At 42.8% G+C, this 25,490-nt stretch carries 27 protein-coding genes and 2 tRNA genes; 11 read left to right on the forward strand and 18 right to left on the reverse strand.

All coding sequences use genetic code 11. The features are described from left to right. Positions 1 to 202: 202 nt before the first annotated feature. A tRNA-Ala gene (locus GK047_RS16580) sits at positions 203 to 275 on the forward strand. Positions 276 to 537: 262 nt separating this feature from the next. Here GK047_RS16580 and GK047_RS16585 read toward each other — a convergent pair. Together GK047_RS16585 and GK047_RS16590 are read right to left on the reverse strand one after the other, a co-directional pair. After that, the gene (locus GK047_RS16585) at positions 538 to 945 is read right to left on the reverse strand and encodes a hypothetical protein (protein ID WP_205516830.1); all 408 of its coding nucleotides are present in this window, start codon (positions 943 to 945) and stop codon (positions 538 to 540) included. 301 nt (positions 946 to 1,246) lie between these two features. Next, entirely contained in the window at positions 1,247 to 2,074 is an 828-nt protein-coding gene (locus GK047_RS16590) for an alpha/beta fold hydrolase (protein ID WP_163948946.1), read from the reverse strand. A 634-nt stretch (positions 2,075 to 2,708) separates the two neighbouring features. On the opposite strand from GK047_RS16590, the gene GK047_RS16595 reads away from it, so the two are divergent. The 4 genes from GK047_RS16595 to GK047_RS16605 all read left to right on the forward strand — a co-directional run bounded on the left by GK047_RS16595 (position 2,709) and on the right by GK047_RS16605 (position 3,283). Then, positions 2,709 to 2,900 (forward strand): antitoxin PHD, encoded by a 192-nt coding sequence (locus GK047_RS16595; RefSeq protein WP_163948947.1) that lies wholly within the window; start codon positions 2,709 to 2,711, stop codon positions 2,898 to 2,900. After that, on the forward strand, positions 2,897 to 3,040 hold the full coding sequence (locus GK047_RS29255; protein WP_205516831.1) for a hypothetical protein: 144 nt from the start codon (positions 2,897 to 2,899) through the stop codon (positions 3,038 to 3,040). The genes GK047_RS16595 and GK047_RS29255 overlap by 4 nt, the downstream gene beginning before the upstream one ends. Before the next feature lie 6 nt (positions 3,041 to 3,046). Then, positions 3,047 to 3,208: a type II toxin-antitoxin system RelE/ParE family toxin gene (locus tag GK047_RS29260; protein WP_205516832.1), complete on the forward strand. Its 162-nt coding sequence runs from the start codon at positions 3,047 to 3,049 to the stop codon at positions 3,206 to 3,208. Further along, positions 3,192 to 3,283, forward strand: a tRNA-Ala gene (locus GK047_RS16605). The genes GK047_RS29260 and GK047_RS16605 overlap by 17 nt, the downstream gene beginning before the upstream one ends. Before the next feature lie 342 nt (positions 3,284 to 3,625). Here the strand turns inward: GK047_RS16605 and GK047_RS16610 are convergent. After that, positions 3,626 to 4,519 (reverse strand): LysR family transcriptional regulator, encoded by an 894-nt coding sequence (locus GK047_RS16610; RefSeq protein ID WP_163948949.1) that lies wholly within the window; start codon positions 4,517 to 4,519, stop codon positions 3,626 to 3,628. Positions 4,520 to 4,711: 192 nt separating this feature from the next. On the opposite strand from GK047_RS16610, the gene GK047_RS16615 reads away from it, so the two are divergent. Together GK047_RS16615 and GK047_RS16620 are read left to right on the forward strand one after the other, a co-directional pair. Next, the gene (locus GK047_RS16615) at positions 4,712 to 5,740 is read left to right on the forward strand and encodes an NADH:flavin oxidoreductase/NADH oxidase (RefSeq protein ID WP_163948950.1); all 1,029 of its coding nucleotides are present in this window, start codon (positions 4,712 to 4,714) and stop codon (positions 5,738 to 5,740) included. Positions 5,741 to 5,772: 32 nt separating this feature from the next. Next, positions 5,773 to 6,303 carry a DinB family protein gene (locus GK047_RS16620; protein ID WP_163948951.1) on the forward strand — a complete coding sequence of 177 codons (531 nt, stop codon included), beginning with the start codon at positions 5,773 to 5,775 and terminating at the stop codon, positions 6,301 to 6,303. A gap of 30 nt (positions 6,304 to 6,333) precedes the next feature. Here the strand turns inward: GK047_RS16620 and GK047_RS16625 are convergent, their stop codons facing one another. The 6 genes from GK047_RS16625 to GK047_RS16645 form a co-directional block, all read right to left on the reverse strand. Continuing rightward, on the reverse strand, positions 6,334 to 6,564 hold the full coding sequence (locus GK047_RS16625) for a hypothetical protein (protein ID WP_163948954.1): 231 nt from the start codon (positions 6,562 to 6,564) through the stop codon (positions 6,334 to 6,336). A gap of 19 nt (positions 6,565 to 6,583) precedes the next feature. Continuing rightward, positions 6,584 to 6,802 (reverse strand): hypothetical protein, encoded by a 219-nt coding sequence (locus tag GK047_RS16630; protein ID WP_163948956.1) that lies wholly within the window; start codon positions 6,800 to 6,802, stop codon positions 6,584 to 6,586. Next, positions 6,786 to 7,163, reverse strand: coding sequence for an ATP-binding protein (locus GK047_RS16635; protein ID WP_205516833.1), 378 nt, complete (start codon positions 7,161 to 7,163; stop codon positions 6,786 to 6,788). The genes GK047_RS16630 and GK047_RS16635 overlap by 17 nt, the downstream gene beginning before the upstream one ends. A gap of 27 nt (positions 7,164 to 7,190) precedes the next feature. Beyond that, positions 7,191 to 7,340, reverse strand: coding sequence for a hypothetical protein (locus GK047_RS29265; protein WP_205516834.1), 150 nt, complete (start codon positions 7,338 to 7,340; stop codon positions 7,191 to 7,193). Between the two features lie 92 nt (positions 7,341 to 7,432). After that, entirely contained in the window at positions 7,433 to 9,127 is a 1,695-nt protein-coding gene (locus GK047_RS16640; protein WP_163948959.1) for a methyl-accepting chemotaxis protein, read from the reverse strand. Positions 9,128 to 9,473: 346 nt separating this feature from the next. Next, positions 9,474 to 11,093, reverse strand: a complete 1,620-nt coding sequence (locus GK047_RS16645) for a basic secretory protein-like protein (protein ID WP_163948961.1) — start codon at positions 11,091 to 11,093, stop codon at positions 9,474 to 9,476. A 243-nt stretch (positions 11,094 to 11,336) separates the two neighbouring features. Here GK047_RS16645 and GK047_RS16650 point away from each other — a divergent pair, with 243 nt between their 5' ends. Then, positions 11,337 to 11,732: a VOC family protein gene (locus tag GK047_RS16650; protein ID WP_163949608.1), complete on the forward strand. Its 396-nt coding sequence runs from the start codon at positions 11,337 to 11,339 to the stop codon at positions 11,730 to 11,732. A gap of 1,064 nt (positions 11,733 to 12,796) precedes the next feature. On the opposite strand, the gene GK047_RS16655 is transcribed toward GK047_RS16650, so the two are convergent. The 8 genes from GK047_RS16655 to GK047_RS16690 all read right to left on the reverse strand — a co-directional run bounded on the left by GK047_RS16655 (position 12,797) and on the right by GK047_RS16690 (position 19,477). Then, entirely contained in the window at positions 12,797 to 13,495 is a 699-nt protein-coding gene (locus GK047_RS16655) for a YqeB family protein (protein ID WP_163948964.1), read from the reverse strand. A 1-nt stretch (position 13,496) separates the two neighbouring features. Continuing rightward, positions 13,497 to 14,087 (reverse strand): TetR/AcrR family transcriptional regulator, encoded by a 591-nt coding sequence (locus GK047_RS16660; RefSeq protein ID WP_163948966.1) that lies wholly within the window; start codon positions 14,085 to 14,087, stop codon positions 13,497 to 13,499. A gap of 152 nt (positions 14,088 to 14,239) precedes the next feature. Then, positions 14,240 to 14,965, reverse strand: coding sequence for an MOSC domain-containing protein (locus GK047_RS16665; RefSeq protein ID WP_163948968.1), 726 nt, complete (start codon positions 14,963 to 14,965; stop codon positions 14,240 to 14,242). Positions 14,966 to 15,043: 78 nt separating this feature from the next. Next, a complete protein-coding gene (locus tag GK047_RS16670; RefSeq protein WP_163948971.1) occupies positions 15,044 to 16,291 on the reverse strand; it encodes a hypothetical protein in 1,248 nt (415 codons plus the stop codon). A gap of 117 nt (positions 16,292 to 16,408) precedes the next feature. After that, positions 16,409 to 16,951, reverse strand: coding sequence for a DUF1697 domain-containing protein (locus GK047_RS16675; RefSeq protein ID WP_163948974.1), 543 nt, complete (start codon positions 16,949 to 16,951; stop codon positions 16,409 to 16,411). Positions 16,952 to 17,143: 192 nt separating this feature from the next. Next, positions 17,144 to 17,308 carry a hypothetical protein gene (locus GK047_RS16680; protein ID WP_163948976.1) on the reverse strand — a complete coding sequence of 55 codons (165 nt, stop codon included), beginning with the start codon at positions 17,306 to 17,308 and terminating at the stop codon, positions 17,144 to 17,146. Positions 17,309 to 17,602: 294 nt separating this feature from the next. Further along, a complete protein-coding gene (locus tag GK047_RS16685) occupies positions 17,603 to 18,475 on the reverse strand; it encodes a carbohydrate ABC transporter permease (RefSeq protein WP_163948979.1) in 873 nt (290 codons plus the stop codon). Positions 18,476 to 18,529: 54 nt separating this feature from the next. Next, on the reverse strand, positions 18,530 to 19,477 hold the full coding sequence (locus GK047_RS16690) for an ABC transporter permease (RefSeq protein ID WP_163948981.1): 948 nt from the start codon (positions 19,475 to 19,477) through the stop codon (positions 18,530 to 18,532). Between the two features lie 146 nt (positions 19,478 to 19,623). Here GK047_RS16690 and GK047_RS16695 point away from each other — a divergent pair, with 146 nt between their 5' ends. The 3 genes from GK047_RS16695 to GK047_RS16705 all read left to right on the forward strand — a co-directional run bounded on the left by GK047_RS16695 (position 19,624) and on the right by GK047_RS16705 (position 24,838). Next, positions 19,624 to 21,438 (forward strand): sensor histidine kinase, encoded by a 1,815-nt coding sequence (locus tag GK047_RS16695; RefSeq protein ID WP_240344005.1) that lies wholly within the window; start codon positions 19,624 to 19,626, stop codon positions 21,436 to 21,438. A 1-nt stretch (position 21,439) separates the two neighbouring features. Then, positions 21,440 to 23,053 carry a response regulator transcription factor gene (locus GK047_RS16700; protein ID WP_163948984.1) on the forward strand — a complete coding sequence of 538 codons (1,614 nt, stop codon included), beginning with the start codon at positions 21,440 to 21,442 and terminating at the stop codon, positions 23,051 to 23,053. 105 nt (positions 23,054 to 23,158) lie between these two features. Further along, complete coding sequence (locus GK047_RS16705; RefSeq protein ID WP_163948988.1) at positions 23,159 to 24,838, forward strand: type 2 periplasmic-binding domain-containing protein; 1,680 nt, start codon at positions 23,159 to 23,161, stop codon at positions 24,836 to 24,838. Positions 24,839 to 24,967: 129 nt separating this feature from the next. Here GK047_RS16705 and GK047_RS16710 read toward each other — a convergent pair whose 3' ends face one another. Beyond that, positions 24,968 to 25,462 (reverse strand): DUF6022 family protein, encoded by a 495-nt coding sequence (locus tag GK047_RS16710; protein WP_163948991.1) that lies wholly within the window; start codon positions 25,460 to 25,462, stop codon positions 24,968 to 24,970. Positions 25,463 to 25,490: the final 28 nt, after the last annotated feature.

The following is a 25,490-nucleotide window of genomic DNA, read 5'->3' on the forward strand; positions in this document are numbered from 1 at the left end:
CAAACCGCAACTTGTTTATTCTTTTAGGTTAGCATGAATGTCTTGTTGAAACAACGTTTCTCACTGTGCTGCAACACAATCGTCATATGGTAAAGAATGAGAAAAAGCGAGAAGATTTTTTTGTGAGTTAGGACTTGATTAGGTGAAATATTTCATGTATAATACGAAAAGTCGACACAAAAGACAACAATTACTTTAGCTTGGGGTCATAGCTCAGCTGGGAGAGCGCTTCGCTGGCAGCGAAGAGGTCAGGGGTTCGATCCCCCTTGATTCCATAAATAGAAGCACTGCAACCTTTAGGTTGTGGTGCTTCTTTTTTATATGGAGCCACGGGGAGATCCCTTCAGGGTTCGCCCGCGCGGACGGAGCGAAAAATGGGGCCCGCGCAAAGTAGTCGGACCTATTATCGAAGCATTTTCTTCACTTAGTGAGGTTGAGTATGGAGCACGGCGTCTGAAGCCACCGCTAAAGTCCTCGTCGAGTACCACATAGAGGTTGCTTCATGAATACCTCTGTGCCTCACTTGATACAAACTTATCACGCAAATGAAAGTCGGCCTTTTATTTGTGAATAATCACCGCTAATAAATCTTGTGTATATACACTCTACCTGCTTCACGAATCTTAGTAATTCATCATAAATACCAAGTTCCTTCAGTAACTCAACACCCTCTATTTTATATAACAAAAGGGTCCATACCTCTCCCCTTTTTTCACTTAAGCTCTTGTTTTTTTGAAGCTCTTTGAATTTCCTTTTCTTCATTAGTTTTGGATATGAATCCAAAACATTTGCAATTTCCAAATGCTCAATCAAACTAATTTCATCACTTATACAACAACCGGAAGAATGTTGAACTCCGAAGTTAGTATACTCATATTCAATTTCGCAAAGAGATAAATGATTCAAGACTTTGCTATCCTCATCTCCATTTCCTAATTTGTCCAAGCAGTTTTTTATTATAGGTTCAACGTATGACTTATTAAAATGAAAAGGAAAAAGACCACTTCTTGAAGTGGATCATTTTTTAAGTAGTGGTTGTAAACCTCGCTAGACAAAAATTCGTTCAACCACAAAATAGGCTCTTCTTGATGCATGAATAGATAAAAGCTTTCCGCGCAGAAACTCATGGTAATATCCCCTTTAAGTAGACACTCAGAAAAAACCTTATGGTACCGTCAAAAAGACAAAAAAAATGAAACCCGAATTTCTTCGGGTTTCCAATATACAATGGATAAGGTAAAGATAATTATTGAATGATAGCGTTAATAGCGGTTATTACGAATTCCGGATGATCTTGCGCAATGTAGTGGTAAGAAGATACGATTGTTTGGTGACTGTAATCAGACAGGCCCAGGAAACTCTTTTGTAAAGCTTGCCATTTTGCCTCTACATCAGGTCCCAGACGGTGATCGTCTGCTGTTACAATTTCAAGAGGAATATCACGCAAGGAATCGTTAGATTTTACAGCAGCCATTTCGGCAAGCGTTTTAACGATTGCAGGATATCCACCTTCGTGAATCCAGCCAGCTTTAAATGCTTTCGCATTCTCTGGATCTAAATACTTATCGGTAATTTCTTTTTCTTGATCTTCGTGTGCAGCATCAACAAGAACTACACCGGCGACTTCTTCGCTATATTTATCAACGAAAACTCTCGTGATAGCTGAACCATAGGAATGTGTTACCAAAACATATGGTGCTTTCACGTGAGATTTTTTCAGAAGTGCGTGAAGCTGCTCCGCTTGGTTATTAGCAGAATACTCTACATTGCTGCTATCACTTTGGCCGAGATCAGCGCGATCATATGATACGGTTTGTGTTTTCTGGGAAATGGAATCCTGAACAGCTTTCCATACAGTGTGGTCTTGATCACGACCACTTTCAAACACAACAGCCGGTTCACCTTTGTCTCTGTTAGCAGAGCCTTTGATATTCACATACAGACCGATAGCGCCAATGTTAACTTTGCCTTCAAAGTCACTGTGCGGCTTCGGTTTGGTGTCACTTGCGAAAGCAGGAACACACAAAAATACCATGAGTAGAACGGATAGTGCAACAGATAAAACTTTTTTCATTGAAAAGCCTCCTTTTGGTGAATCTTCATGCTCACACATTATTATTGATAGAGATTTATCTATGTCTATTCTCTATCATAATAATAATAATAATATATATTACCAAATTTGGAAAACGCTAAAAAACAAGACTATTTAAACGGTCTTGTTTAAAATAACAAAATGCTCATTGAAATAATCAATGGACATTAATTGATATCTTCCTTCGGTATGCGATTCAATATCTACATCAAGACCGACTTTCTCATAAATTCCAACATAAATAGAATGTTTCGATCAGGATTTAATTTGCGTACCTACCACTATCCGTGTACAAGCCGTCAATACCTACATCGCGTCTTTCTTTGTATGTTTCTAAAAAATCCCTTCTCGCTGTTGAACAACATCACAGACCAGCCCTTCGAACTCAAGCGGTTCTAACAATGCATGAAAATCATAATTGGACATAAAACGTCCTCCCGAAATGTAGTTTGGTAGCATAATTGTCCCATGTATAACGTATTTCAATAATAAAATATTTTTCCATAATTAAGTATGCTGACTATGAAGGTACACGGCATGTGGCTCATATGGGCTTGAATGCGTATCGTTATTCAGACAGAGTAATGATATATTGCTGCGAGGAGGGCGTAACATGCCAACTATTCGACCGAGCTCAGACTTACGAAATAAGTACAACGAGATATCTGAGTTTTGCAATAAATATGATGAACCTGTCTACATTACGAAGAATGGCCAAGGCGATCTGGCTGTTGCATTGAAAAAGCAGAAGGTACGACCTTTTCGTGAGGCACTTGCAGACATCGAGAAAGGAATTCCAGAGTGAGTTTAACATATCGTTTAGTGATCACAGAGCTGGCAGAAGCGGATTTGAGGAATATCGCCAATTATATCGCAAACGAATTATTGGAACCGACGACAGCGCGAAAAATGATTACCAGAATCGCTGAGGCCACTTTTCAATAGGAGCAAATGCCCTTTAGAAACGGATTAGTTCGCAATGAACGATTGGCAGTGAATGGTATTCGACATTTACTTGTGGACTCGTACATCGTGTTCTATGTCATTTCGAAAAAAGAAGAAACCGTTACAATTATTCGGATTCTTTTCGGAAAAAGGAACTGGAGCAGCTAGTGAAACCGTCTCATTTGGGAGAGCGCTTCGCCGGCAGCGAAGAGGTCAGGGGTTCGATCCCCCTTGATTCCACCAAACACTTTAACTCCATTCTGTTTTGGTGGATTGCCAAGGGGCAGATGAACCCCGAAATGGGAGGTATTCCGACAAGACGGAGTGATGGGAAGCTTCATTGAAAAGCATCAATTGAAGAGCACAACATCGATATCAACCACTGAGCTCTACTTCGTTGAATCGGCTTCGTCAGCAAAAGTTAATTAGGATATCGTTATCCCCGCCGAAACAGTGATTTCAAGTATTAAGCTGATTCTCATCTGTACTCCTCCAAACAACTAACACAAACGGCAGAGATGCCGTTTTTTTGTTTTGATTTCTACCGTACTCCATACATGATTATATCTTTATCAATCAAGCCGCTTAATTGGGATGTGATTCATTTTCATTTGTAAATATGCCCTGTGCCACGATAAGGAACGCTTGAACTGCTGGGGAAGCACATTGAATCGATGGATAAGCTAATGCCACACTACGCCAATTCAATTCCTTAAGATTTCCAATTTTAATTTTCGGCTGGTCTTTGAGAAACAATTCAGGCCCGATTGTAATGCCAAGTCCTTCTTGTACCATACTTGCAATGGTGGCACAGTCTTGAACTTCAAAACGAACCAAGGGTTTTATCTTAGCTTGAGAAAAAATCTCATCAACATGAGTTCGATAACCTCCTTTGGGCATAATAAACGGCTCTTCTTGTAAATCTTGTATGTCAATTGTTTTTTCATCTTGGAATCGATGTCCTTCGGGAAAGGCAACAACCATTTTATCTTTGATTAATGGCAATACATTCAGTTTCGTATTCATATTTTGTTGAACAACAATTCCGATGTCGATGACCCCTGTCTCAAACCATTCTATGATTTCTTCATAAGTCCCTTCAAAAAAAACAAACTCAATGTTTGGGTGTTTTTTATGAAACTTAGAAATTATTTTTGGTAATATGCAGGAAGTTGCGCTGGCAAAACTTCCGATTCGTATGGTCCCTGCTTCAAGATTTGATGCAAAAGCTACTTCTTGTTTGATTTTTTCCATCTGATTTAATATCTCTCGCATATAAATCAGTGTTTTCTGACCAACTTCTGTAAGTATAAGTCCTTTTTTCCGATCGCGAATCAAGAGAGTAATTCCCCATTCTGATTCCAAACCAGCGACAGCGTGACTCACGGCAGATTGTGTCATGTTAAGCCTCTCTGCTGCTTTTGTGAAGCTGCCTAGTTCAACTACTTTAGAAAAGATTTCAAATCTCGCCACACTCATGAGTTACACCTCATATATAACATTAATAATATCAATTTGATTCATGCTAACACAGGGCATATACTTATGCAAGAAATACCCGTATTCAAGAAAGGATAAATCAATTCAAAAAAGCAAATCTAACATCCGCGTCCACGAACCCGCAATAACGAATCAGACAGACGTGTGATTATATCTTTGGAGGTTATTACTATGACTCAAAAACTGTTTTCTTCATATGATCTGAAAGGTTTGCACCTAAATAATCGCATTGTCATGGCGCCTATGTGTCAGTATTCCGTTACAGCCAAAGATGGGAAGCCGAATGAATGGCATTATGTTCATTATCTCAGCCGCGCTATTGGCGGGACGGGCCTCATTATCATGGAAATGACTGATGTTGATCCCGATGGCAGGATTACCGATTTTGACTTAGGTTTGTGGTCAGATGAGCAGATTCCGGCATTCGCCAAAATTATCGACGGTGTACACGCTCATAACAGCAAGATCGGGATTCAGATTGCTCATGCGGGACGAAAAACGGAAAACGCGGCAATACCCATTGCACCATCTGCGATAAAGTTTCCAGGATCACCTTACAAAATGCCACGTGCTCTTGCTACCGAAGAGGTTCAACACATCGTCCAAAAATTTGCCGATGCAGCCCGTCGTGCTGTAGAAGCCGGTGTAGACACAATCGAACTTCATGGAGCTCACGGCTATTTGATCCATCAGTTTCAATCACCACTAACGAATAAACGAGATGATATATACGGACAGGACCTTGCCCGCTTTGGCGTAGAAGTCATTCAAGCAGTCAAAAAAGAAATGCCTGAGGATATGCCTCTCATCTTCCGCATCTCAGCTGTGGAGTATGCCGATGGTGGATACGATATTGATCACGCCATCAAATTGTCCAAAGTCTACCAAGCTGCAGGTGTGGATGCGTTTCATGTGAGTTCAGGTGGGGAAGGACCTGCTGGAGAGAGAAAGCCAGGCAATTATCCGAGATATCAAGTACCTTTTGCACGGATAATCCGTGAGGCTGTGAACACGCCCGTCATTGCAGTAGGTATGCTTGAAGATCCAGCGCTGGCTGAATCCGTTATCGGCAGTTCAGAAGCAGATCTCGTTGCGATTGGTAGGGGTATGCTGCGTGATCCATACTGGGCTGCGCATGCAGCCATTACGCTTCGCAATGAGCATAATAATATTCCCGAACAATACAGAGCTGCGTACTAATATTGGGAATTAGGAAAGGAAAATGAACGAATATGCTGCAGCGGCCAGAACAAAACGAATATGATCCGTACTTCTCGACTTACATCGACGTTGTACCTGATGGTGATATCCTTCAATTACTTCAACAACAATTGAATCAGGTAAACTTCATATTCGGCAAGTTTAGCGAAGAACAAGCGGAGCAGAGCTATGCGCCCAGAAAGTGGAAAATAAAGGAGGTTGTCGGTCATATCAGCGATTCGGAGCGTGTTATGAGCTACTGGATGCTTAGCGTTGCGCGTGGAGATAGAATGAAACTTCCGGGCTATGATCAGGATATTTTTGTTAACAACGGGTCTTTCGGCGAGTGTACGCTAGCTGAGTTGCTTGTAGATCTCCAAGCTGTCAGACAAGCGACGTTCTCGCTCCTGTCCACGATTTCAGAGACGGCTTGGTTACGGGTAGGCAATGTGGTTAATAAAGTTGTGACGGCTCGCAGCCTCCTTTATCTTATTGTCGGACATACCGAGCATCATTTGAATGTAATTAAGCATGCAATCCCCGGTGAGTTCAAGCAACAGTGAGCGTAGGAACATACACCGATGCAGTTCCGGTCAATTCTCGAATGGGAAGATACGCTGAATTATCTTAATGCCATTGTGAAGGAATGCAATATCGCGCCGGATTAAAAGACGGTATTCAAATGGCATGAATTTTTCAAGTTCATAAGTATCATTAATTATAAGAGTGGGACGTAGGCTGACGATAGCCTGCTGTCCTGCTCTTATTTGCCTTCTCAGCCGATGCAAAGCAAAAAAAAGACATTTCAGTACTTGATTCACCATTGTTCTCTCCCCCTCTCCGCTACTTCAACACATCGATATGCTCGATGTTGCGAATCGACATGTAGGCAACTGCCGCTCCAAGGAGCGCTAGGCCGATCGGCACCGCAATGTTTGAGTATAAACTGAAGTTGCCGACATACTGGCAGACGATCATCACAACAATGAGCGACGATACGACCGTGGCCGACTGGAATGCTTCTGCATGCCAAAGTACAGCGGGATCAAACTCCAAAGCCATCTGTCACACGTATATTGGATATACGCAATTGATTTTCCAGTACATAGGCCGCCTTGCTGCTTTCGCTTGTCGTAATTTCGATATACTCCGTGATTAGCTCAGCAATATGATCCATTGAAACTTCTTGCAGCAGCCTGCATTCGTTCATCACCGAGATCATATCGGCAATCAGCTCGATTCCTTTGCCCTGGTCCCACACGTCCACGTATACAAACTCGTCGTCGCTTCGCAAAGCAAGCCCGATCTTCTTTCCGTCCCCGCCGTGCTGGATCGCATTACCGATCAGATTGTTCAGAATCCGATCAAGCGCCTCTTCATTTCCCCATACAAGATGAGGTTTGTCTGGGATATCGATCGCCACCTCGAACCCTTTGACCGTTAACGTATCTTAGAAGTCCAACATATTTTTCCAGCAAATGTCATTCATATAAACCCGGGTCATTAGGACTGGCTTGTCCCCCGACTCTAATCTCGCCAAATCGAAAAACTGGCGGATCAGTTCCAGCACTTCGTTTGCTTTGGCATACATCTTCATCATTCATCATTTTTTCGGACATAAAAAAAGGCCACTCACGTGAGTGACCTAACTACTTCCTTGATAGAATTACGTTCAATCGTATAGAAACAAAGTTATACTTTAAATTTACACACTAACTCTTGAAGTTTCGATGCTTCGAAATTAACTTTTTGTGAGATCTCAGAAGCCTCATCAGCAAGCTTTGTTTGTCTCTCTGTATTATTTTTGACTAAAACAATTTTACCGAGCACATTGCGAGAGACCTGTGTAATTTCAATAACAGAAGCCGATACTTCCTCAGAGCCTGCAGCCATCTCCTCAGAAGCTGCCGATACTTCTTGTAGCTGAAGGGAAACTCCTTGGGACGCTAGTAAAATTTGTTGGAATGCGCGGCTAGCATGATTTACTTTACTACCACCAACAGTAACTTCATTGGAAATTTTCTTCATTGCTGCAGCCGTATGGTTCGTATCCGTCTGGATTTCTTTAAGCAGCACGGAAATTTTCTCTGCTGACAGCCTGGACTGCTCAGCCAGCCTCCGAATTTCTGTCGCCACAACGGAGAAGCCCCTTCCATGCTCGCCTGCGCGTGCGGCTTCAATCGATGCATTCAGCGCCAGAAGGTTTGTCTGCGAGGAGACGGAAGTAATAGCCGCAACAATTTGTTCAATATACCCTGTCCGGGATTCGAGAGCAGATACGATTTCGGACGATTCAATGACCGAGCTCTGGATATGCTCCATTTGGGACATTGCTTCTTGCATCAGCTCAAAACCCAGCCGCGATTCCTTCTCCGAATCCTTTGCCAGGTTAGACAGGTCGCTTGCGGAAGCTGCTATTTGTTGAATCCCTTTGGACATCTCCTCAATGACTCGCGAGCTCTCCTCTGTGCTGTGAACCGTTAGCGATGAATTAGCCTGAACTTCTTGCATCGCTTCGGAGGTATGGTGCGTTGATGAGGATACTTGTTCCGATATGCGAATCAATCTCGTCGACGAATCTGCAACTCCATGAGAAGAGGAAATGATCTCATGGACGATGGCCTGCAGTGTGTGTAAGAAGGAGTTAAGCGAACTGGATATCGTGCCAATCTCATCGGAGCTCGTTACCGGAAGCCTTGCCGTAAGATCACCACCCGAAGCGGCAAGCTCGCTTAACTTGATCTGCACGACACGAAGCGGTTTTAATTTATGAAGAAAGAATAAGAAAATGAACAGCAGAATGCCGAATGTCGCAATAAGCAGGCCAATTGTCAAGTATAGCATCTGTTGGGCATGCAGTCGCGCTTGCTCCGATTCCTCTTGGGCACGTTTGTTCATCGCATTCTGGAAATCCGTTATCGGATCCATAATGACTTTCTTATTGGCATCATAATTTTTGTCGAACATCAGGGTACGAGCCTTGGTAAAATCCCCTGCCGCAATCGCTTTCATCGCAGCATCTTCTGTTTTTACTAGCGCGTCTGAATTAGCCTTTGCCTTCGCAATGTAATCTAGCTCCGATTGCGGTGAGCCGAGTTCCTTGAGCTTCTCAACTACATAATCCCGCGTCTTCGTATCGTTTACTTCTTTCCAATAATTATCATAGTGAGTCTTATCACCAAACTGCACGTAAGCTCTTGCTTCATTCGTCAAATAATCAGAAGCATTTGCCAAATCAACTCCAAGTTGTTTAAACTCAATCTGTCGTTTGGACGCTTGGTTCTCTTTATCCAAACTTTGATTAAAAAAATAAACACAAATAAAAACACCTACAAAAAGCATAGTAAAGACACCTATCATTACTTTTAACCAAGTAGATATTTTCAATTAGATCCCTCCATCGTTGAGATAATCTAAAATTTCGACACAGTTCTACATTATCCCTTTAGCAAACGTGATAGGAGGAGTATCCTTTATTTCCCATTCATCTATAGAAGTAAACTTGCTGCCACGGTGGGAGACTAACAAACTTTTCCTGTGAAAGTCTTGTTTGCAGCATAAACTCTAGATCGCCGAAGTACGGATCGAAAGTACCAAATGAAAAGGGGATGCCCCTAGGTCATTTTAGACCTTATGGGACAGCCCCCTAAAATTATGAGTCACTAAAATCATTCTAGCCAATCCTTTGCGCTTCTCCCTTCTGGGAACAAGCCTATTTGTGGATCAACTATTCTTATTCAGGAAGCGTCACCTGATATTGAGTCCAGAGCTGATTGACGCGTATACCAGTAAGTTCCTGAATTTTATTTTCATTCCAATCTAGACCGTCGAAAGGGGTGAGGCTTGCATTTAGTTTACGAATGAATCCTTTTGTCTTCGTATCCTCAATCCAGCGGAAGAAGTTCCCTGTCGTGCCGTAGCCATCCTGCCAGGTTCCGCCCTTAGTCATGCCGTAGCGGTTATGATAGCCTACTTCAAAACGCACGGTATCGGCCAATCCTTCCACCATATAGCTGAGTCCCCCAACGTTCTTATCGGCATAGCGATTGTCGTCGTATTGATAACAATGAGTCAATTCATGGTAAAGGACGCCTATAATTTCATCACGTACCGATTGATTGGGATCAGCTGCGATGTCCCGTAGAAACCGAGAACTGAAACCGACCGTCTTTTGAACGCTGTCCCCCGATGCCCAAGCAACCCCAGGAACGTCTTCAATAGTCACTCGGATTTTCCTCACGCCTCCTTGCAGCTCGGCAGGATTGTTATACAGAACTTCGTTTACTTTACGGACGATTACCAAGATGTCATCCGCCGCATTAGGCAGAGCCTGATCGAACAATCTTCCGTTACCCGCTGAGTCGAGATTCTGCACTTCGATGACTGGATGGATGACATGCCACATGTCGTTAGTTCGCGAAAATTCGACCTCGCCTAATTGCAAGCGGTTACCGCTATGATTTTTCAAATTGTTTAACCTGTAAAATTGATAAGCAGCGCTATTGTTCTTCAGGATGTAGTGATTGCGCTGATGCCGCAGACTGAAGGACTCGTTGCTTTTCGTGTCGATGGTCGTCCAGTTAGCGTTATCGTTGGAACCCTGCAGAACCCAGCTTTTCGGATCACGCTCGGGCACATCGTTAGCTGCCGTGAGCGCATAGCCATCGATGGTCACCTGTTTACCGAAGTCAAATTGAAGCCAGCCGGTAGCCTCAGGAGCCAGCCATTTGGTAACACTTGTCCCGTCTACTAAATTCTCTTTGCCTTCGTGGGGCCCATTTTCCCCGCTGGCCGTAACCGTAGGCTTGATAGTGGTCCAGGTATCTACGGAACCATCGAATAGTTTGATTTCGGCCAACTGTAAGATGCCGCTTCCCGCTTGATTAGTAAGGTTATCGAATTTCACAAATTTATAAGCAGTCGTATTCGAAAACGAGTAAGTTTTCGTTTGATACCGATATGTAAAGCTTTCGTTCTGCCGAGTATCCAGTACGGTCCAGATCGACCCGTCATTGGAACCTTTCAATACCCAACCTATCGGGTCTCTATCGGGATAGTCGTTTGCGGATGTAATCGAGTAAGACGTAACAACATTTGCCATAGTAAATTGATATTGCAGCCAGCCCGGAGAATTAAATACTAACCATTTCGAATAAGGTGTCTGATCAAACGCACTATCCTTGCCTTCGTTTGGCGCATTTTCTCCACTAGCTGTTACCGTTCCGCCTACAGCCAAATTTTTGGGTGTGGTGGTCGTTGTCGATTGGGCTGCTGCTGCAGTAGATACGTTCACGCTGCAACTTATGCCTAATACGAAGGCGCCCGCAAAAATAAGCATTGCTAATTTTTTCATGTTTCTCCCCACCATTCCCTCTTAATTTTAATTGAATTATTGCCTTTAATTACCTTTAAATCCAAATATATTCCATTTCTAATATAGTAGACAATATGTAAAACTTTTTCATCACATATTCTCCAGAATTATTATTACTATCAGAAGTTCAAAGATAACAAAACATGCTAAATATGATTACAAGAACGTAGATATTATCTTTATTCATGTAAAGGAGAACTTACGATGACAGAAGAATTTTGAATAAACCTTCCAGTCAAAGACCTCGATAAGTCAAAAGCGTTTTTCACCAAACTTGGATTTTCGTTTCATCCACGGCACAGTAATAGTGATGAAGCCGCTGGCTTACTTATCGGAGATAAACATGTTATCGTGATGCTTTTTCCGGAGCCCTCTTTCAAAAATTTCACAAGAAATGATATTGCAGATACAAAGCAAGGCACAGAAGTGTTGCTTTCCATTGATGCTGAGAGCAAAGAAGCGGTAGATGAAATGGTAGAGAAGGCCGTAAAAGCGGGTGGCACAGCCTTTAGTGAGCCCCAAGGTCAGGGCTTTATGTACGGCGCTGGTTTCGCTGATTTGGATGGTCATCGCTGGAATGTGTTGTATATGGATACGAGTAAGATGCCGAAGGAGTAAACTATTGTATCGGGTTTCAGCCGAGCCCTTTAGGCTCAGTTATAATTTCCGCAATCATTTTTTATTCAATTGATAGAATAAAAAACAAAGACAAAACAAAAGAAATACTAAAAATTCGCTCGACGATGTCGTAGTCAATGTCATGAACCGTCGTGTAATTCAACATTCTTACTTCCCCTGAATACACTGCTCTAAGTTAATAAAATTATTATTAAATGAGGAGCAAATAAAATGAGCTATTATTACAGGCCCCCATACTTTAACCCACCCGTCCAGCAATATCAGTTAGTCCCTCAACATCAGCCCTTTGTTGCACAACCACAATTACATCCGTCCATTCCTGCTTATCCGGGAACTTATTCAGCAGCTGGACCAAGTTACTGTGTATGTATACCGAATAATTGCTGTTGTGGACCTGCAGGTGTGCCGTGTACCTGGTGCAACAATGGAAATCATACTTGCTAATTTTTCTCAACCTCGATTAGCATAATGGAGCAAACCTGGAGGAATAAACGGCGGCAGCGACCTCGTTATAAGGTCGACCGCCGCCGAATCAGTCTTATCCTACTATTGTTTTGGTAGCAACCCACGAAAATTTATTTTTTGTGGCGCTACCTCCAGCACCAGCAAATGCTATGAAGTATCCAGACAGTGTGTAGAATGTGTCTGTATTAGAACGTCTTTGAATCCATCCTTCGAAAATTTGATTTTGGCTAGGATTGTTTACATTAATGATTCTTATGAATATGATCCTTCCTTTTAATAAAATATGTAAAAAAACTAGAATGATAGGAACACTTGACGTAGTGTTTATGCGAGAGGATTGTTAAAAACAAAAAAGAGAGATAGACAATTGTCTACCTCCCACTACATTTTAATATTATCATCGTTTTTTCCTCACTAATTCTCACTCATTCTTACGATTTCAGATGTCGACATTCGCGAGTAAATAAACCATAATTTTCCATTAACAGCTGATATGCGTGCAAAAATAGGCATACATCTGTGCTGTTGTATGGCTTTTGTTTGTCCCTAACACTTAGAACGTCCCCGAAAGGGGTTACTTACGATCTGGTCGGTTGACTCGTAGTCCGCCAATACTGCAGATTTGCTTCATCACGAACTGCAATTCCTAGCTTACTGAGCTCTCTTTTAATTTCCTTTACATCGGAAATCTCTTTCTTTTCTATCGCTATTTTTCTCGCCTGTAGCAAAGCATTCACGCCTAACTCAAGGTCTGGGGAAGCAGAAACCCATAGTCTATATTGATCCTTGAAGGGGTCTTCTTTTGACCATGGAAAACCATACCGCTTAAAAGCATCCGAGATTCGAGTGCTCGAAGATTCAACCTTTTCCCTAAAAAGCTCTTGCCCCCATGTCCCCAGCAGGACAAGTTGCTTATTTTCCAAGAAGCAAACAGTCAACTCTTCTTTGGCATATGTTTCTTCGATGTCGTTTATTGACAGCTGAACATCCTTATCCGAAATGCTGATCGTAAGGCTCTCTTTGAATACAATATATATGATATACAAGCCGGCAAGCACACCTATTGAAGTGGTGAGATAACGTAGCCATGAGCCCTTGAACGATGCGATCAATTCAAGTGGACCTTTGAATGGCACCCATACCAACCTTACAGCCCAATTCGCAATGTTTGGCAAAAACCACCCAAGCACAAATCCCGAAATAAGAAGCAAGACCCAAATCAGAACTTTTTCAAAAAGTGTTAACCCTAGGATGGTACGGTTTTGAGATTGTCTCACATTATTTCCCTCCATTCATAAAAACACTGTTGACAGATTCTTTCCAAATTTGTTCAAAATCTAAGTTTAGTCCCATCATCATGTAAGTCGATAAATTATCAATAACGAGCGCAAGCATATGTGCCTTAGCCTTCGTTTGCTGAGACGAGATAACCCCCAATTCAGCACCCTTCTTTAACAAATCGCAAAAACCGTCTAAAAACTCCTGCTGCATGGAAATCATACGTTTGGCATAATTCTCATCGCGTCCGGCGCTTAACATAAATTCATTTAGAATGCGCATAATTGAGTAATGCTCTTCTTCGTTCTCAGGAAGCATTTGAAGCCCTCCTAGGTATAACTTATCCCAAAAGTTATTTTCATTAAATTCTTCGATAGGAAAGTAATGCTTAAAATGATATTCACTAAAAATATGCTCGAAGATTCGCTGCACAAGTTCTTCTTTCGAGGTGAAATGATAATAAATGGATGGCTTTGAAATGCCAACCTCCTTGGCGATCATGGCCAAGCTTGTTTTTTCGATACCATGCTGAGCGAATAGGTTGAAAGCTGCTTCAATCAACTGATTGGAAGTTAGCTCCTTTTTTTTCATAGTAAATTGCTCCTTAACAACCTTTTTTTAACTTCCGTTAGGTAAATTAAATCATATTTTATCATCAAAATCAATTTTTTAGCAAAAAAAGCCATTCTCTTAGGAGAACAGCTTTGCGCCACGCTATCTACATGTGTGAAATTTCTTAAAGTTCAATCTAATAAATATACCTTCTCACCTGTGTGAATGTGTCCCGTCTTCTTGACAGAAGCATACACGCCGAAACTTAAATTCATCTCCTCATTGACTTTCCTCAGCAAAGAAGAATCACGTTCAAGGTCATCTGGATCGATTGTAATCATTGAGCAGCGCTCACAATACGTATCTATTTGCAATTCAGCACTACCTACTGCCACTCTTTTTCCGATCCATTCACATTCATTGCCTGCGCCCTCATCTACTGTGACAACTAGGTTTGCTCTAAAACGACGTTTATCTAAGCTCTTCCCCCATATCTTTTCAAGGTTACGCAATGTAGAATCTGTGATAATCAGTAGGCTACTAGAATCGACAGCCATAAGGTCAGCGTTTTGTGATTGATAACTCTTCATAGACATCTTTTTTTTGGAAAACCTTTGCATTTCATTTAATAATTCTTCATTCCAGTTAAAAATCCGGTTATCTGGTGAGGTTACACTCACTTTAGGCAACTCATGTTGAAATCCTTCACCAATGAGTTTCGCCTTATAAGCGAGCATGTTAGGAATCGTTCTAGCAGTGAAGAAGCTTTCCCATCCTTCTTTCGTCTCATCTATAAAGGCATAGCAGCGGTCGCCATATAATCCATAGGTCTCAACGATACAAGTCTCCAAGCGCTCTCCCGCAAACGACTTTATCGGATATCGATTAATTTCGCTGATTTCTCCAATTAAAGTCAAGCAACTCCCTCTTTTCAATATAATAGTAATAACGTGATTATCTTCATTATACGCCTAGCCAAGCTGATTACGGTGGATTTACTCAGCTGAAACTTGATCAACATCTATCTTGACTAAGTGATAATTCGTCCAGTCACCACTACCTACGATGTCGATGAGATAGTTCTCTCCACCACCTTCAAGATTGGTTTGATCAGGAGTTAACGTATGGTTTAAGCGTTGATGCACATGTGCAAGTCCTAACTTACGATTGTCATCGTCATAGAAAGTCAACGTGAGTCTATAATCACGAGATCCTGGGAGCATGCCACTGATCCATGCCCTCGCAACCGTATACTCTTCTGTCTTCTGTTTACGAAGAATACCTAATAAAACCTTCCCTTCAGAATCAGTTAGATTCAGCAGGGGTGGGATCGGTAAACCGAAATAGAAGGGAAATGTATCCTGCAAAGTTGCTGCTACAGCTGATGATACATCCTTATCTACAGGTAAGAATAGCGGTGCAGTCATCTGTTGCCCTGCTTGTGTATGAACCGCATAAGGCGTTTGAGCGATAACTTCTCCTGCTTCATTCCAGAAGCTTAGTTTCCCCGAAACGATATAATCGTTTAATCCATGATTAATCCTTCCTACTAGCCAAGCATCTTTCTCAAGAATCAACTGTCCTTGAACAAAGGTACGTTCACCCAGTTTAGTGATATGAATATGATCAATCTTCATTAAATCCCCGTAGTCAGGACTAATGGCATCTGCTAAAGTCTTTGTTCCAGATAATCCATTCTTTATTTGTGGATAAATCAACCATTGATCACCCAGCCAAGAAGATTCAATCTGAATTGCATAAAAGCCTGAGGGTGAAACGAATTCCGCTTTGGTATGTACAGTTTGGGAAGATAATCCCCCTCCATTCGCAGCCTCAATGGACGGGCGATCATAAAGAGGTGTATCGGACGCCAAGTTGAGATCAGCTCGGAATGGACGGATTACGCCGATTTGTGTGTTCTTAAGCTTTATCCACCTATTACCAAGCCACGTTGTACGTATTTGAATCCATGTAAAGCCAGAAGGATTCGCATAGTCACGATCACCAAACTGAGTCTGAACCACCTCTACCTTCTGGGGGCTCAACGAATCCCAAGACACGATAGTTGAATCAGGCTTGGGGTAAAGCTGAGTGGTGTCTAAGAGATTAATAGTCTCTGGCATACCTTGAGGAAGCTCTGCTTCATTGATTTTTTGCGCTAGTGATGGCCATGGGGACGCAAATGTCAAAGATGAAAAACCTACAAGCAGAATACATAGGATTAAAAGCACTTTCTTCATCATCAACCCTCCTTAACATAGTGCAACTTATTTATTTTTCCATAATCACCCACCCGCGTGAAGTTACTAACCGTCCAGGCACACCGATCAGTCATTAGCGATGCAGAGGCCCCGCTAAAATCAAGCCTGCATCGCCTTCGCTAAGACAGCCAGCTTGTTCATGGTATTCCAGTTGCGCGTCGTCGCTGTATTGCCCAGCTTCTGAATATTACTCGCAAGCTTGGAATCCAAAACACTTTGGCGAAAAAGAAAATAAATCTCGCGTCCGTGAATCTGGAATTCATCGATGCTGCTTTTTCCATTAGACAAAATTTCCGCGGTTTGTTCGGGCGGCTCTTGCGTTAGCACAGAAATCTGTATGCTTTCACCTTCTAACAAAGCGTCCACCGCATAGGGACAAGCGGCAACGATCTGCTCAAACTCCTCCGCTGTTCGTAATACGACTGTCGGTGAAACGCCGAATCTGCTATCCATATCCTGCTCAATGCCCCTGCGCAGCGGCCCTTCCGCTTCCTCGGATATGAACAGAACATTGCCACTTTGCAAGTATGTCTGCACATGAGTGAAGCCTTTAGTCTCCAGCAACATTTTCAATTCGACCATTTTAATTTTGTTCTTGCCTCCTACATTAATTCCACGCAGCAGTCCGATGTAAACGGTCATCCCGATATCCCCTTCCTTTGATTACGCATACTTCTTATGTCCCCAATCAATTTTCACGAATTGTTGATGATGACATTACCATGCTATCCGCTTACAGACAAGCTTATTTCGCAGAAAAGTTGGATTTTTTTCCAGAAAAACACCTGCGACTCGACTACCTCCTGGCAGCAGTCAGCAGTCTAACCGCATCATCTAGCTTCCCTGCAGCGAGAACACATCTGTCATAAACCATCTCCGAGGATCAACCCGATGCACTTGATTACTCCTTACAGCCTTTAAGTTACGCCAGAGGGGATCCTCAGCAAGCTTACGATAACTCGCACAAGATTGCTCATCGTCCCACACCATGACGAACATATGATCATCGGCATACTGTTGCAGTTCCCCTTACGGACAGAATAAATGATATACACGTTCAATGGACAAATGAGTGCTATTATAGTCCATTTGTGTGGTCAATTGTCGAGCAGGCAAGAGACCAGTGAATAAATGCTCCTATTCTCTCCTAAACAAAAAACCACTTCAACTGGAAGTGGTTTTTGTTTAGGAAACCCAAGTGTACGGATTAGGTTTCCAAATGGACTGAACGGATATTGGGTACAAGCGTCTGCGTCGAACTCGTTTCGTCGCCTGCCTGAGTTAACCGACATGTCATTCCTTGACCGCGCCGATAGTAATCCCTTTAACGAAGAACCGTTGCAGGAAGGGGTAAACCAACAAGATAGGCAAAGCGCCGATAAAGATCTGCGATGCCCGAACAGTTCGTTGAGATAGATTGGCAACCGCTGCCGGATCTACCTTTGACATATCTGCTTGAACAATAATGGTTTGCATGAAGCTCGCAAGCGGGAGGTTTTTAGCCTCTTTAATATAGATTAAACCGTCAAAATAAGCGTTCCAATGTCCGACCATGGTAAACAAGGAAACCGTGGCAATGGCTGGTAACGAGATCGGTAAGTAAATCAAGACGAAAGATCGGAAATGACCCGCTCCGTCAATGAAGGCTGCTTCTTCCAAATCTTTAGGAACTGTACGGAAGAAGTTCAGTAGCAGAATAATGTTGTAGACTGTAACTAATCCTGGCAGGATAAGCGCCAACAATGAATTCATCAAGCCGAGCTTCAGGATAAGGATATAGGTTGGAATCAGGCCCCCATTGAACAGCATGGTTACAACAAAATACCAGAGATAGGTATTGCGAGCACGAAAGATACGACTATCTTTAGAAAGAGCGTAGGCTGCAATCAGATTAACGAACATGGCAAGTGCTGTTCCAAGGACCGTACGTTGTACGGAAACCCAAAGTGATGACAGGAAATTCGAGTTGCTAAACGTTTTTGCGTAGGCTTCAAATGTAAAACCAATCGGCCAAAACGTAACCAATCCAGCGTTGGCAGGAGCACTTGCGCTTAAAGATACCATCAGTAAGTGGAACAATGGTAGCAAGCAAAGTATAGAGATCGCAGTCAAAAACACATTGTTCAAGACGGAAAATATCCGATATGACGGCGTTTTATGGTACATGGGATTGTCCCCCCTTTGAGTTTTTGCCAGAAAACTGGCTTCGTAAGCATTCGCTTAGAAGATTCGATACCCAGCAAATTTATAAGCAATACGGTAGGATATAACGATTAAGGCTAAGCTAATTGTTGATTTGAATAGGCCGACTGCCGTAGCGAGACTGAATTGCCCGCTTAGAAGACCTTCCCGGTACACAAACGTGTCGATAATATCTCCCTGCTGATAGATCAGAGGACTATATAAGTTAAACACTTGGTCGAAGTTCGCATTCAGTACGTTGCCGAGCGCCAATGTGGCAACTACGATTGCCATAGGTATAAGTGATGGTATCGTGATACTCATCGTTTGCTGTAGGCGGGTAGCTCCGTCAACCTCTGCAGCTTCGTACAAGGCTGGATTAATGCCAGAAAGCGCTGCGAGGAAGATAATCATATTGAATCCAAATTCTTTCCATACATCACTGAAGATAATGGTAAATCGGAACCAACTGCCATCACCTAGAAAGAAAATCGGCTTAATACCGAACACATGTGTAACAAACTGGTTGATGATTCCTGTCTGGGCAAGCATATCAATCAAAATCCCTGCCAGCGTAACCCATGAAAGAAAGTGAGGAAGATAGACAAACGTTTGAATCGATCTTTTAAGCCCCATGTTCCTTACCTCATTCAACAACAGAGCGAAAGCAAATGGAATGATTAAGTTCAATACGATTTTGGAACAAGCAAAGAATAGGGTGTTCCACGTAATTTTCAAGAAATATTCATTCTCAAACATATAACGAAAATGCTTCAAACCGACCCATGGGGATCCGCTTACTCCCAAAGCCGCCTTATAATCCTGAAACGCCATAACGATACCCGACATTGGAAGATAAGAAAAAATAAATACCAATATGACAGCCGGAAGAACCATGAGATGAAGCATCCATGGTTGCTTGTAACTGCTTTTTTTCACACGTTTGGTGGTCTCTTGGGTCACCTGCTGTACTGTATTCGCATCCATAGCTCTCTACCCCGTTCCATAAAAACTCATTTGTGTATTTTGAGAAACCCTGATATATATAGTATCAACAAACGCTACCTTTAAACTATAAGACATTGTTAGGATTGATAGGGTTTTGTTAGGGGTATCTTCTGGGGGGATCGGTTATGAAGCTAAGAAAAGGCATCGCATTTGTCAAAAGAAAGAGCAGTTCCAGGTACAGTCTGTTTGCCAAAATGAACAGTTTGATCTTTATTTTGTTCATCCCGATCATTATCGTATTTACCTATTCCAACAGAATCGCATTCGATGTTATAAGTAAGGAACTTCAGGTATCTAACACCAAACAACTCTCTTTTCTATCCAACCAAATTGACTCCAGGATCAATCAGATGATGGACTTTGTCATGATCTTTTCGAAAGATCCGAATGTTCAGAAATTCAATGGATTGAACATCTGGGAAGATCGCTATGATCGGATGCAGACTAGATATGTGGTCCAGGAAAAGATGGTGCTGCAATCTGGTATTATGAACATATGGCCAGTTAAATACAGTGTTTATTCTCAACAGAACAAAGAAGTCATTTCTAATTCCAGTATAGCGTTCGAGTATGATGAGAATTATCTGAAAAGGAATATGACCGGAAAATGGACTTACGGTGATGGAGAAACCGATCTTCAAAGTGGTCCGAAAGCCTTTTATTGGTTCTTTACGGATTCTTTTGGCCAACAGGATACGCTTAAGGGAAGCAATTTAGTCGTCGAAGCCAGCTTCGGTCCCGAAAATATTCAAAACATGCTTGACACGTATAAAGCAGGCGGCCAAGGAGATCCTTTCTTTTACCACAAGGGAGAGACTCCGATCCTGAATCGCAGCGCATCCGAGAAGCTATCGAATAACGTTATCCATTATTTGGATGGGAAGTTTCTGGAAGACACGATGCAGCAGGTTGTAAGTTTAGAAAATAAAAATTATTTGGTTAGTGCTGTGAAATCTCCTCACTTGGATTGGTATCTGGTTGATATTGTTCCACTCGATCAAATACTGGGACCTATATCGTTTAGCCGCAATCTATTCTATTTATCGATGGTTCTGCTTTTTGTGGTCGGTATTTCAGCTTCAGTCTTGCTCTACCGGAACGTTCAACGTCCGATCAGAAAGCTGATTCGCGGATTACAAAGCGTGCAGCGGGGGGATTTCTCGGTAAGGATCGACGCTACCGTGCAAAATGAGTTTTCATTTCTGTTTTATCGATTTAATGATATGTCTCAGCAAATTCAAGGTTTAATTGAAAATGTGCTCAACGAGAAGCTCCGGGCCCGGGATGCGACTCTCAAGCAGCTACAGGCCCAAATTAATCCCCATTTTCTTTACAACTGCCTTGGCTACATTGTTAACATGGCCCAGATGAAGAACGAAGAGGCTGTCGTTTCAATGGCGTATAATTTAAGCGCATACTACCGTTACACGACCCGAATGGAGCGGCAAACGGCTAGTCTGGACGAAGAGATTCGACTGATCGTCAACTATCTGGACATTCAGAAGCTGCGTAACGAAAGAATTTACTATCTTATCGATATCCCTGATGAGATGCTAAACCAACAAGTTCCACGCTTAATGCTGCAACCCATTGTAGAAAATGCAGTCATTCATGGGGTAGGCAAATCATATTCATCGGGTGAAATTCGAATCAGCGGCGAGATGTCAAACGGCTATTGTCGAATATATATCGACGACGACGGCCCCGGGATGGGGGAGGATCAGCAATATGCATTAAATCGTAAAATGCAAGAACCCTTGCAAGAGAAAATGGGCTGCGGTCTTTGGAATACTAACCAGCGGATCATTCACCAATTTGGAGAAAACTCTTCTCTCTATTTTACGAAATCACTTCTAGGAGGATTTCGGACAGAGATCATTTGGAAGGCAACCTCCAGAGAAGAACATCGCCATCATCCATTCATACAAGGAGACACCTAACATGCAAATGATCATCGTAGACGATGAAGCTCACTGGGTAGACAATCTATCTATGCACAAACCGTGGCACACACTCGGCATCGAACAGGTTCATAAAGCTTATTCCGCGCATGAAGCGCTTCAAATCCTCGAGACGCATCCTATCGATATTGTCATATCGGATATTCTTATGCCAGAAATGACTGGCATCGAGCTGATAGAACGGATTCGCAGGTATGATAAAAATATAAAATGTATTATATTATCCGGTCACTCTGACTTTGAGTTTACGAAAGAGGCCGTCCGTAACCAAGCGGTGGACTACTTGCTTAAACCGCCAACCGACAACGAATTGTTTGGCGCAGTCAAGTCTGCCATTGACCAATTGAATAGTGAATGGGAAAGTATTAGCTCCTATGAACGCACCCAATACACACTTCGGGAAAACCTGCCGCTTCTTCGCGGCCAATTACTTCTAGATGCCTTGCGGGGTCATCGCATGCCCGCCGATGAATGGAGCAGGAAACTGGAGAATTACGGATTACCGTTCCGATATGGGGACTGTGCCCTACTGCTCGTCCGAATGGAGGAAGAATTCGGGCAATATACAAACAATGGGCAGCAGCTGATGGAATACGCAATCATTAATATGGCTGAGGAAATCATCGGAGAATATACAGAGGTGTGGGGTGTTAAAGAGGAGCATGGGTATCTTGCGTTTCTGCTTCAGTTAAAGGGAGATCGTCCTACTGACGCTGGAAAAGAAACGATTTTAGAAAAGCTTGCTATGCAGCTTCAGTATAAAGTGAAACAGTTTTTGAAAGGATCATTATCCATCGTCATCACGGAATGGTTCCGCTTTCCAGAGCAGCTGCCGGACCGCTACAGGCGAGCTTCGGCCTATTTCCGGCAAATTGTAGGGGACGAGCGGGAATTTGTCATTCGGGTCGGCGAATTAGAGCAGAACATTTCGCAGGAAACTTCGGACACTCTCCATCTTCCTCCCACTTTGATTACCCTGTTAGAAGCCGGCCGTTGGGATGCGGCAGAAGATAGACTGTCCACTGTGTTCGCAGAGCTGGACGAAAGATGGTCAGAATCCTGGGAGCATTGCATGGAGGCTGGATGCGTAATTGCTTCATCTTTCACTCATCTCGCCCATCGAAACGGCTACTCGCTGTCCAAATTACTTGGTTCGGAGATTGACTCCTTGCAAAGCGGAGAGGCTTTCACCTCCATCAGTAAGCTTAGAAAATGGTCTCTTGGCGTACTTGTCAAGCTGAAAGAGGGAACATCGAATGAAATCAAACACACACGCTCTGCGTATGTGAAAAAAGTCCAGGATTTTGCTGAGAAAAACCTGCATCTCGATGTTTCGCTGCGTACGCTGGCAGACCATGTAAATTTGCATCCGACGCATTTATCCAAAATTTATAAGATTGAAACCGGTGAAGGGATAAGCGATTACATGTCCTCTCTCCGAATGGAGCGTGCTTGCCATTGGCTTAGGACAACCGACAAAAAAGTATACCAAATTAGCCTGGAAGTCGGTTATTTGGATCCAGCTTACTTTATCAAAGTTTTTAAACGTCAGTTCGGTGTAACCCCGCAGGAATTCAGAGATAGCAATGAATAGCCTAACAGAGTACTATGAAAACTAATAAAATCATATAGATGCCATCCCTCACAAGTTGGTAAAGTAACACATGTAATGATCTTACATCGTAGGGGGAAATCAGAAATGGTTAAATTCAAAAAATCATGGCTGCTGCTCATGGTTTCGGCACTCATCGTGATCACGGCCTGTGGAAAATCCGGTGATACCGGAAAACCAGACAGCGCTGGTTCGAATGCTGCCACTGCATCCGATGCCGGATTCACCAACGGCAAATACGATCCGCCAATTGAGATTAGCACCGTCATTATGTTCAACACGCCGAAGAAGTACGGCAAAGGTGACACTAGAGAGAACAATGTACATGACCGTTGGATGCTGGAGCAGTTCGGGATCAAGCACAAAGATACTTGGTACCCTGCCGGCGGGGATCAATATAAGCAGAAACTTCAGCTTGCTATTGCTTCCGGCGAGAAGCTGCCTGATTTCGTATACGTACCAACCGACCCTGTTCTGACCAACCAACTGATCGATTCCGGACAGTTTGTTGCCATCGACCAGTTGTTCGATAAGTACGCCAACAAGGCTTGGAAAGACCATACGGTCAAAAATCCAGAACTGTGGTACCCTTTCACGAGGGACGGCAAAAAATACAACCTGCCAATTCTTGAATATACCGACAATGATGATACGTTGTTATGGCTGCGGGAAGATTGGATGGAAAAGCTGCATCTTACGACTCCCAAAACGATCGCTGAGTTAGAGAACGTGATGGATAAATTCAAGAACGAGAACCCGGACGGGCTTTCTCCGAAGGATGTCTATCCGCTCGCAATTACCTTGAAAAGTAATACCAATACATGGTTGGGTGGTCTCGACTGGCTGTTCGGAGCATACGGAACCGTTCAGGAGCAATGGAACAAGGACGCCAATGGCAATCTAGAATACGGTTCCTTGAATCCTGGAGCTAAGCAAGCGCTTGCCAAGCTGCAAGAATGGATGAACAAAGGCTACATTCATCCGGATTCGGCTCTGTGGGACGAGAACAAAACAGCTGAATTCTGGACAAAAGGGAATGCAGGCGTTCTACCTGGAGCGAACTGGATACCCGACTGGCCGGCTCCTGATTTGTTGAAAAACGTCAAAGGATCCAAATATAAAGCCTATCCGATTCCCGCAGGTCCTGATGGACTGATGGGCACGAAATGGCAAAATTCAGGCGTAAACAGCAGCTTCATGATTAATAAAGATGCCAAGCATCCAGAAGCGATTTTCCTGTATTACAACTATCTGCTAGACAACTTGGCCAACCCGCCAAGCGGCAGCAAATTCGAACACGGCTTTGCCCAAGGGTACGACTGGGATGTTGTGGACGGCAAACCGACGAGCAACAAAGACAAAATCAAGGATTTCAGCAATGACTTCACATTCCTTACTGGTCCGGCCCGAATTCCGGATCTTTATATGAAGTCGCTAGTTAAGCTTGCAGACGGCAAAACACCGGAAACTCCTTATGAGAAACAGTTAGCGGATTTCCGCAAACCTGAAAACTGGTATGCTGCGAAAGTCGTTATGTCGCAAATGGACATTCGCAAGCAAAACTATTTCACTGGTGCTGCGACGCCTACTATGATTTCCAAATGGAATCTGCTGCGTCAGTCTGAAATGGAAACCTTCAACAAAATTATTTATGGCAAATTGCCAGTTACTGCGTTTGACGAATTCGCTTCCAATTGGAAAGTTAACGGCGGGGATCAGATTACGAAGGAAGTCAACGATTGGTTCAAAGCTGTAACTAAAAAATAGAAGTGTAAGAAGAGAAGTCCTTGCTGTTCCTCTGACTCTTCGCAGATTAAGCTGCGAAGAGTCGGGTTCAGCTAGGACTTCTCTGTTTTTATTACATCTAGCTAGACTCCCTCATTTTCCCTATTTTCCTTATTTCCCTTCTTTCATTCGTTCAATAGCAGCAATGATATCTTTTCTAGATGTCACCTCTAAAACCGAAACCTGCGGAACGGACGGAACATCAAATAGCGTATGCGAATGAAAAAAATCAAAGATTAACGTTCCAATCTCATTTTGCTGTTGATCTTCAATAACAAACCAAAACACTCTCGATCGATGATCCTCTGGCCCCCATTTTTCCATAGAATTTCTGAAGTTAAACCCTTTTGCGATGATATAATCCGTTTCTTTTGCATCTCTAAGCGTGGTAAAACCCGCCTTTTCCAGCGCCTCAAACACGGGAGGCATAAGTTTTTCAAAATAGAGGCCATATGTCGAATCCTCAAGCTCCGGAAAAACGCGAATGAACTCTTCCATATTTTCCTCAAGTGCTTTTTTCCAATTCGTTGACACATAGTTCTCGATACATCCACCAAGTTCTTTCATAGACATACTAGGGTCAAAAGATATAACTAATTCTCCCATCTAAACTGCCTCCTCTTCATATTCCAAT

This window comes from Paenibacillus sp. SYP-B3998, from assembly GCF_010820665.1.
In the GTDB taxonomy this organism is placed as follows: domain Bacteria; phylum Bacillota; class Bacilli; order Paenibacillales; family NBRC-103111; genus Paenibacillus_E.

What these genes read in the sequence shown, in the direction of transcription:
- GK047_RS29260 (WP_205516832.1), top strand. Translation starts at nt 3,047, where the DNA reads ATGCCCTTTAGAAACGGATTAGTTCGCAATGAACGATTGGCAGTGAAT.
- GK047_RS16675 (WP_163948974.1), bottom strand. Translation starts at nt 16,951, where the DNA reads ATGACCGTTTACATCGGACTGCTGCGTGGAATTAATGTAGGAGGCAAG.
- GK047_RS16685 (WP_163948979.1), bottom strand. Translation starts at nt 18,475, where the DNA reads ATGTACCATAAAACGCCGTCATATCGGATATTTTCCGTCTTGAACAAT.
- GK047_RS16595 (WP_163948947.1), top strand. Translation starts at nt 2,709, where the DNA reads ATGCCAACTATTCGACCGAGCTCAGACTTACGAAATAAGTACAACGAG.
- GK047_RS16620 (WP_163948951.1), top strand. Translation starts at nt 5,773, where the DNA reads ATGCTGCAGCGGCCAGAACAAAACGAATATGATCCGTACTTCTCGACT.
- GK047_RS16615 (WP_163948950.1), top strand. Translation starts at nt 4,712, where the DNA reads ATGACTCAAAAACTGTTTTCTTCATATGATCTGAAAGGTTTGCACCTA.
- GK047_RS29265 (WP_205516834.1), bottom strand. Translation starts at nt 7,340, where the DNA reads ATGATGAAGATGTATGCCAAAGCAAACGAAGTGCTGGAACTGATCCGC.
- GK047_RS16690 (WP_163948981.1), bottom strand. Translation starts at nt 19,477, where the DNA reads ATGGATGCGAATACAGTACAGCAGGTGACCCAAGAGACCACCAAACGT.
- GK047_RS16695 (WP_240344005.1), top strand. Translation starts at nt 19,624, where the DNA reads ATGAAGCTAAGAAAAGGCATCGCATTTGTCAAAAGAAAGAGCAGTTCC.
- GK047_RS16625 (WP_163948954.1), bottom strand. Translation starts at nt 6,564, where the DNA reads ATGGTGAATCAAGTACTGAAATGTCTTTTTTTTGCTTTGCATCGGCTG.
- GK047_RS16705 (WP_163948988.1), top strand. Translation starts at nt 23,159, where the DNA reads ATGGTTAAATTCAAAAAATCATGGCTGCTGCTCATGGTTTCGGCACTC.
- GK047_RS16710 (WP_163948991.1), bottom strand. Translation starts at nt 25,462, where the DNA reads ATGGGAGAATTAGTTATATCTTTTGACCCTAGTATGTCTATGAAAGAA.
- GK047_RS16645 (WP_163948961.1), bottom strand. Translation starts at nt 11,093, where the DNA reads ATGAAAAAATTAGCAATGCTTATTTTTGCGGGCGCCTTCGTATTAGGC.
- GK047_RS16700 (WP_163948984.1), top strand. Translation starts at nt 21,440, where the DNA reads ATGCAAATGATCATCGTAGACGATGAAGCTCACTGGGTAGACAATCTA.
- GK047_RS16610 (WP_163948949.1), bottom strand. Translation starts at nt 4,519, where the DNA reads ATGAGTGTGGCGAGATTTGAAATCTTTTCTAAAGTAGTTGAACTAGGC.
- GK047_RS16680 (WP_163948976.1), bottom strand. Translation starts at nt 17,308, where the DNA reads ATGTTCGTCATGGTGTGGGACGATGAGCAATCTTGTGCGAGTTATCGT.
- GK047_RS16660 (WP_163948966.1), bottom strand. Translation starts at nt 14,087, where the DNA reads ATGAAAAAAAAGGAGCTAACTTCCAATCAGTTGATTGAAGCAGCTTTC.
- GK047_RS16670 (WP_163948971.1), bottom strand. Translation starts at nt 16,291, where the DNA reads ATGATGAAGAAAGTGCTTTTAATCCTATGTATTCTGCTTGTAGGTTTT.
- GK047_RS16590 (WP_163948946.1), bottom strand. Translation starts at nt 2,074, where the DNA reads ATGAAAAAAGTTTTATCTGTTGCACTATCCGTTCTACTCATGGTATTT.
- GK047_RS16630 (WP_163948956.1), bottom strand. Translation starts at nt 6,802, where the DNA reads ATGGCTTTGGAGTTTGATCCCGCTGTACTTTGGCATGCAGAAGCATTC.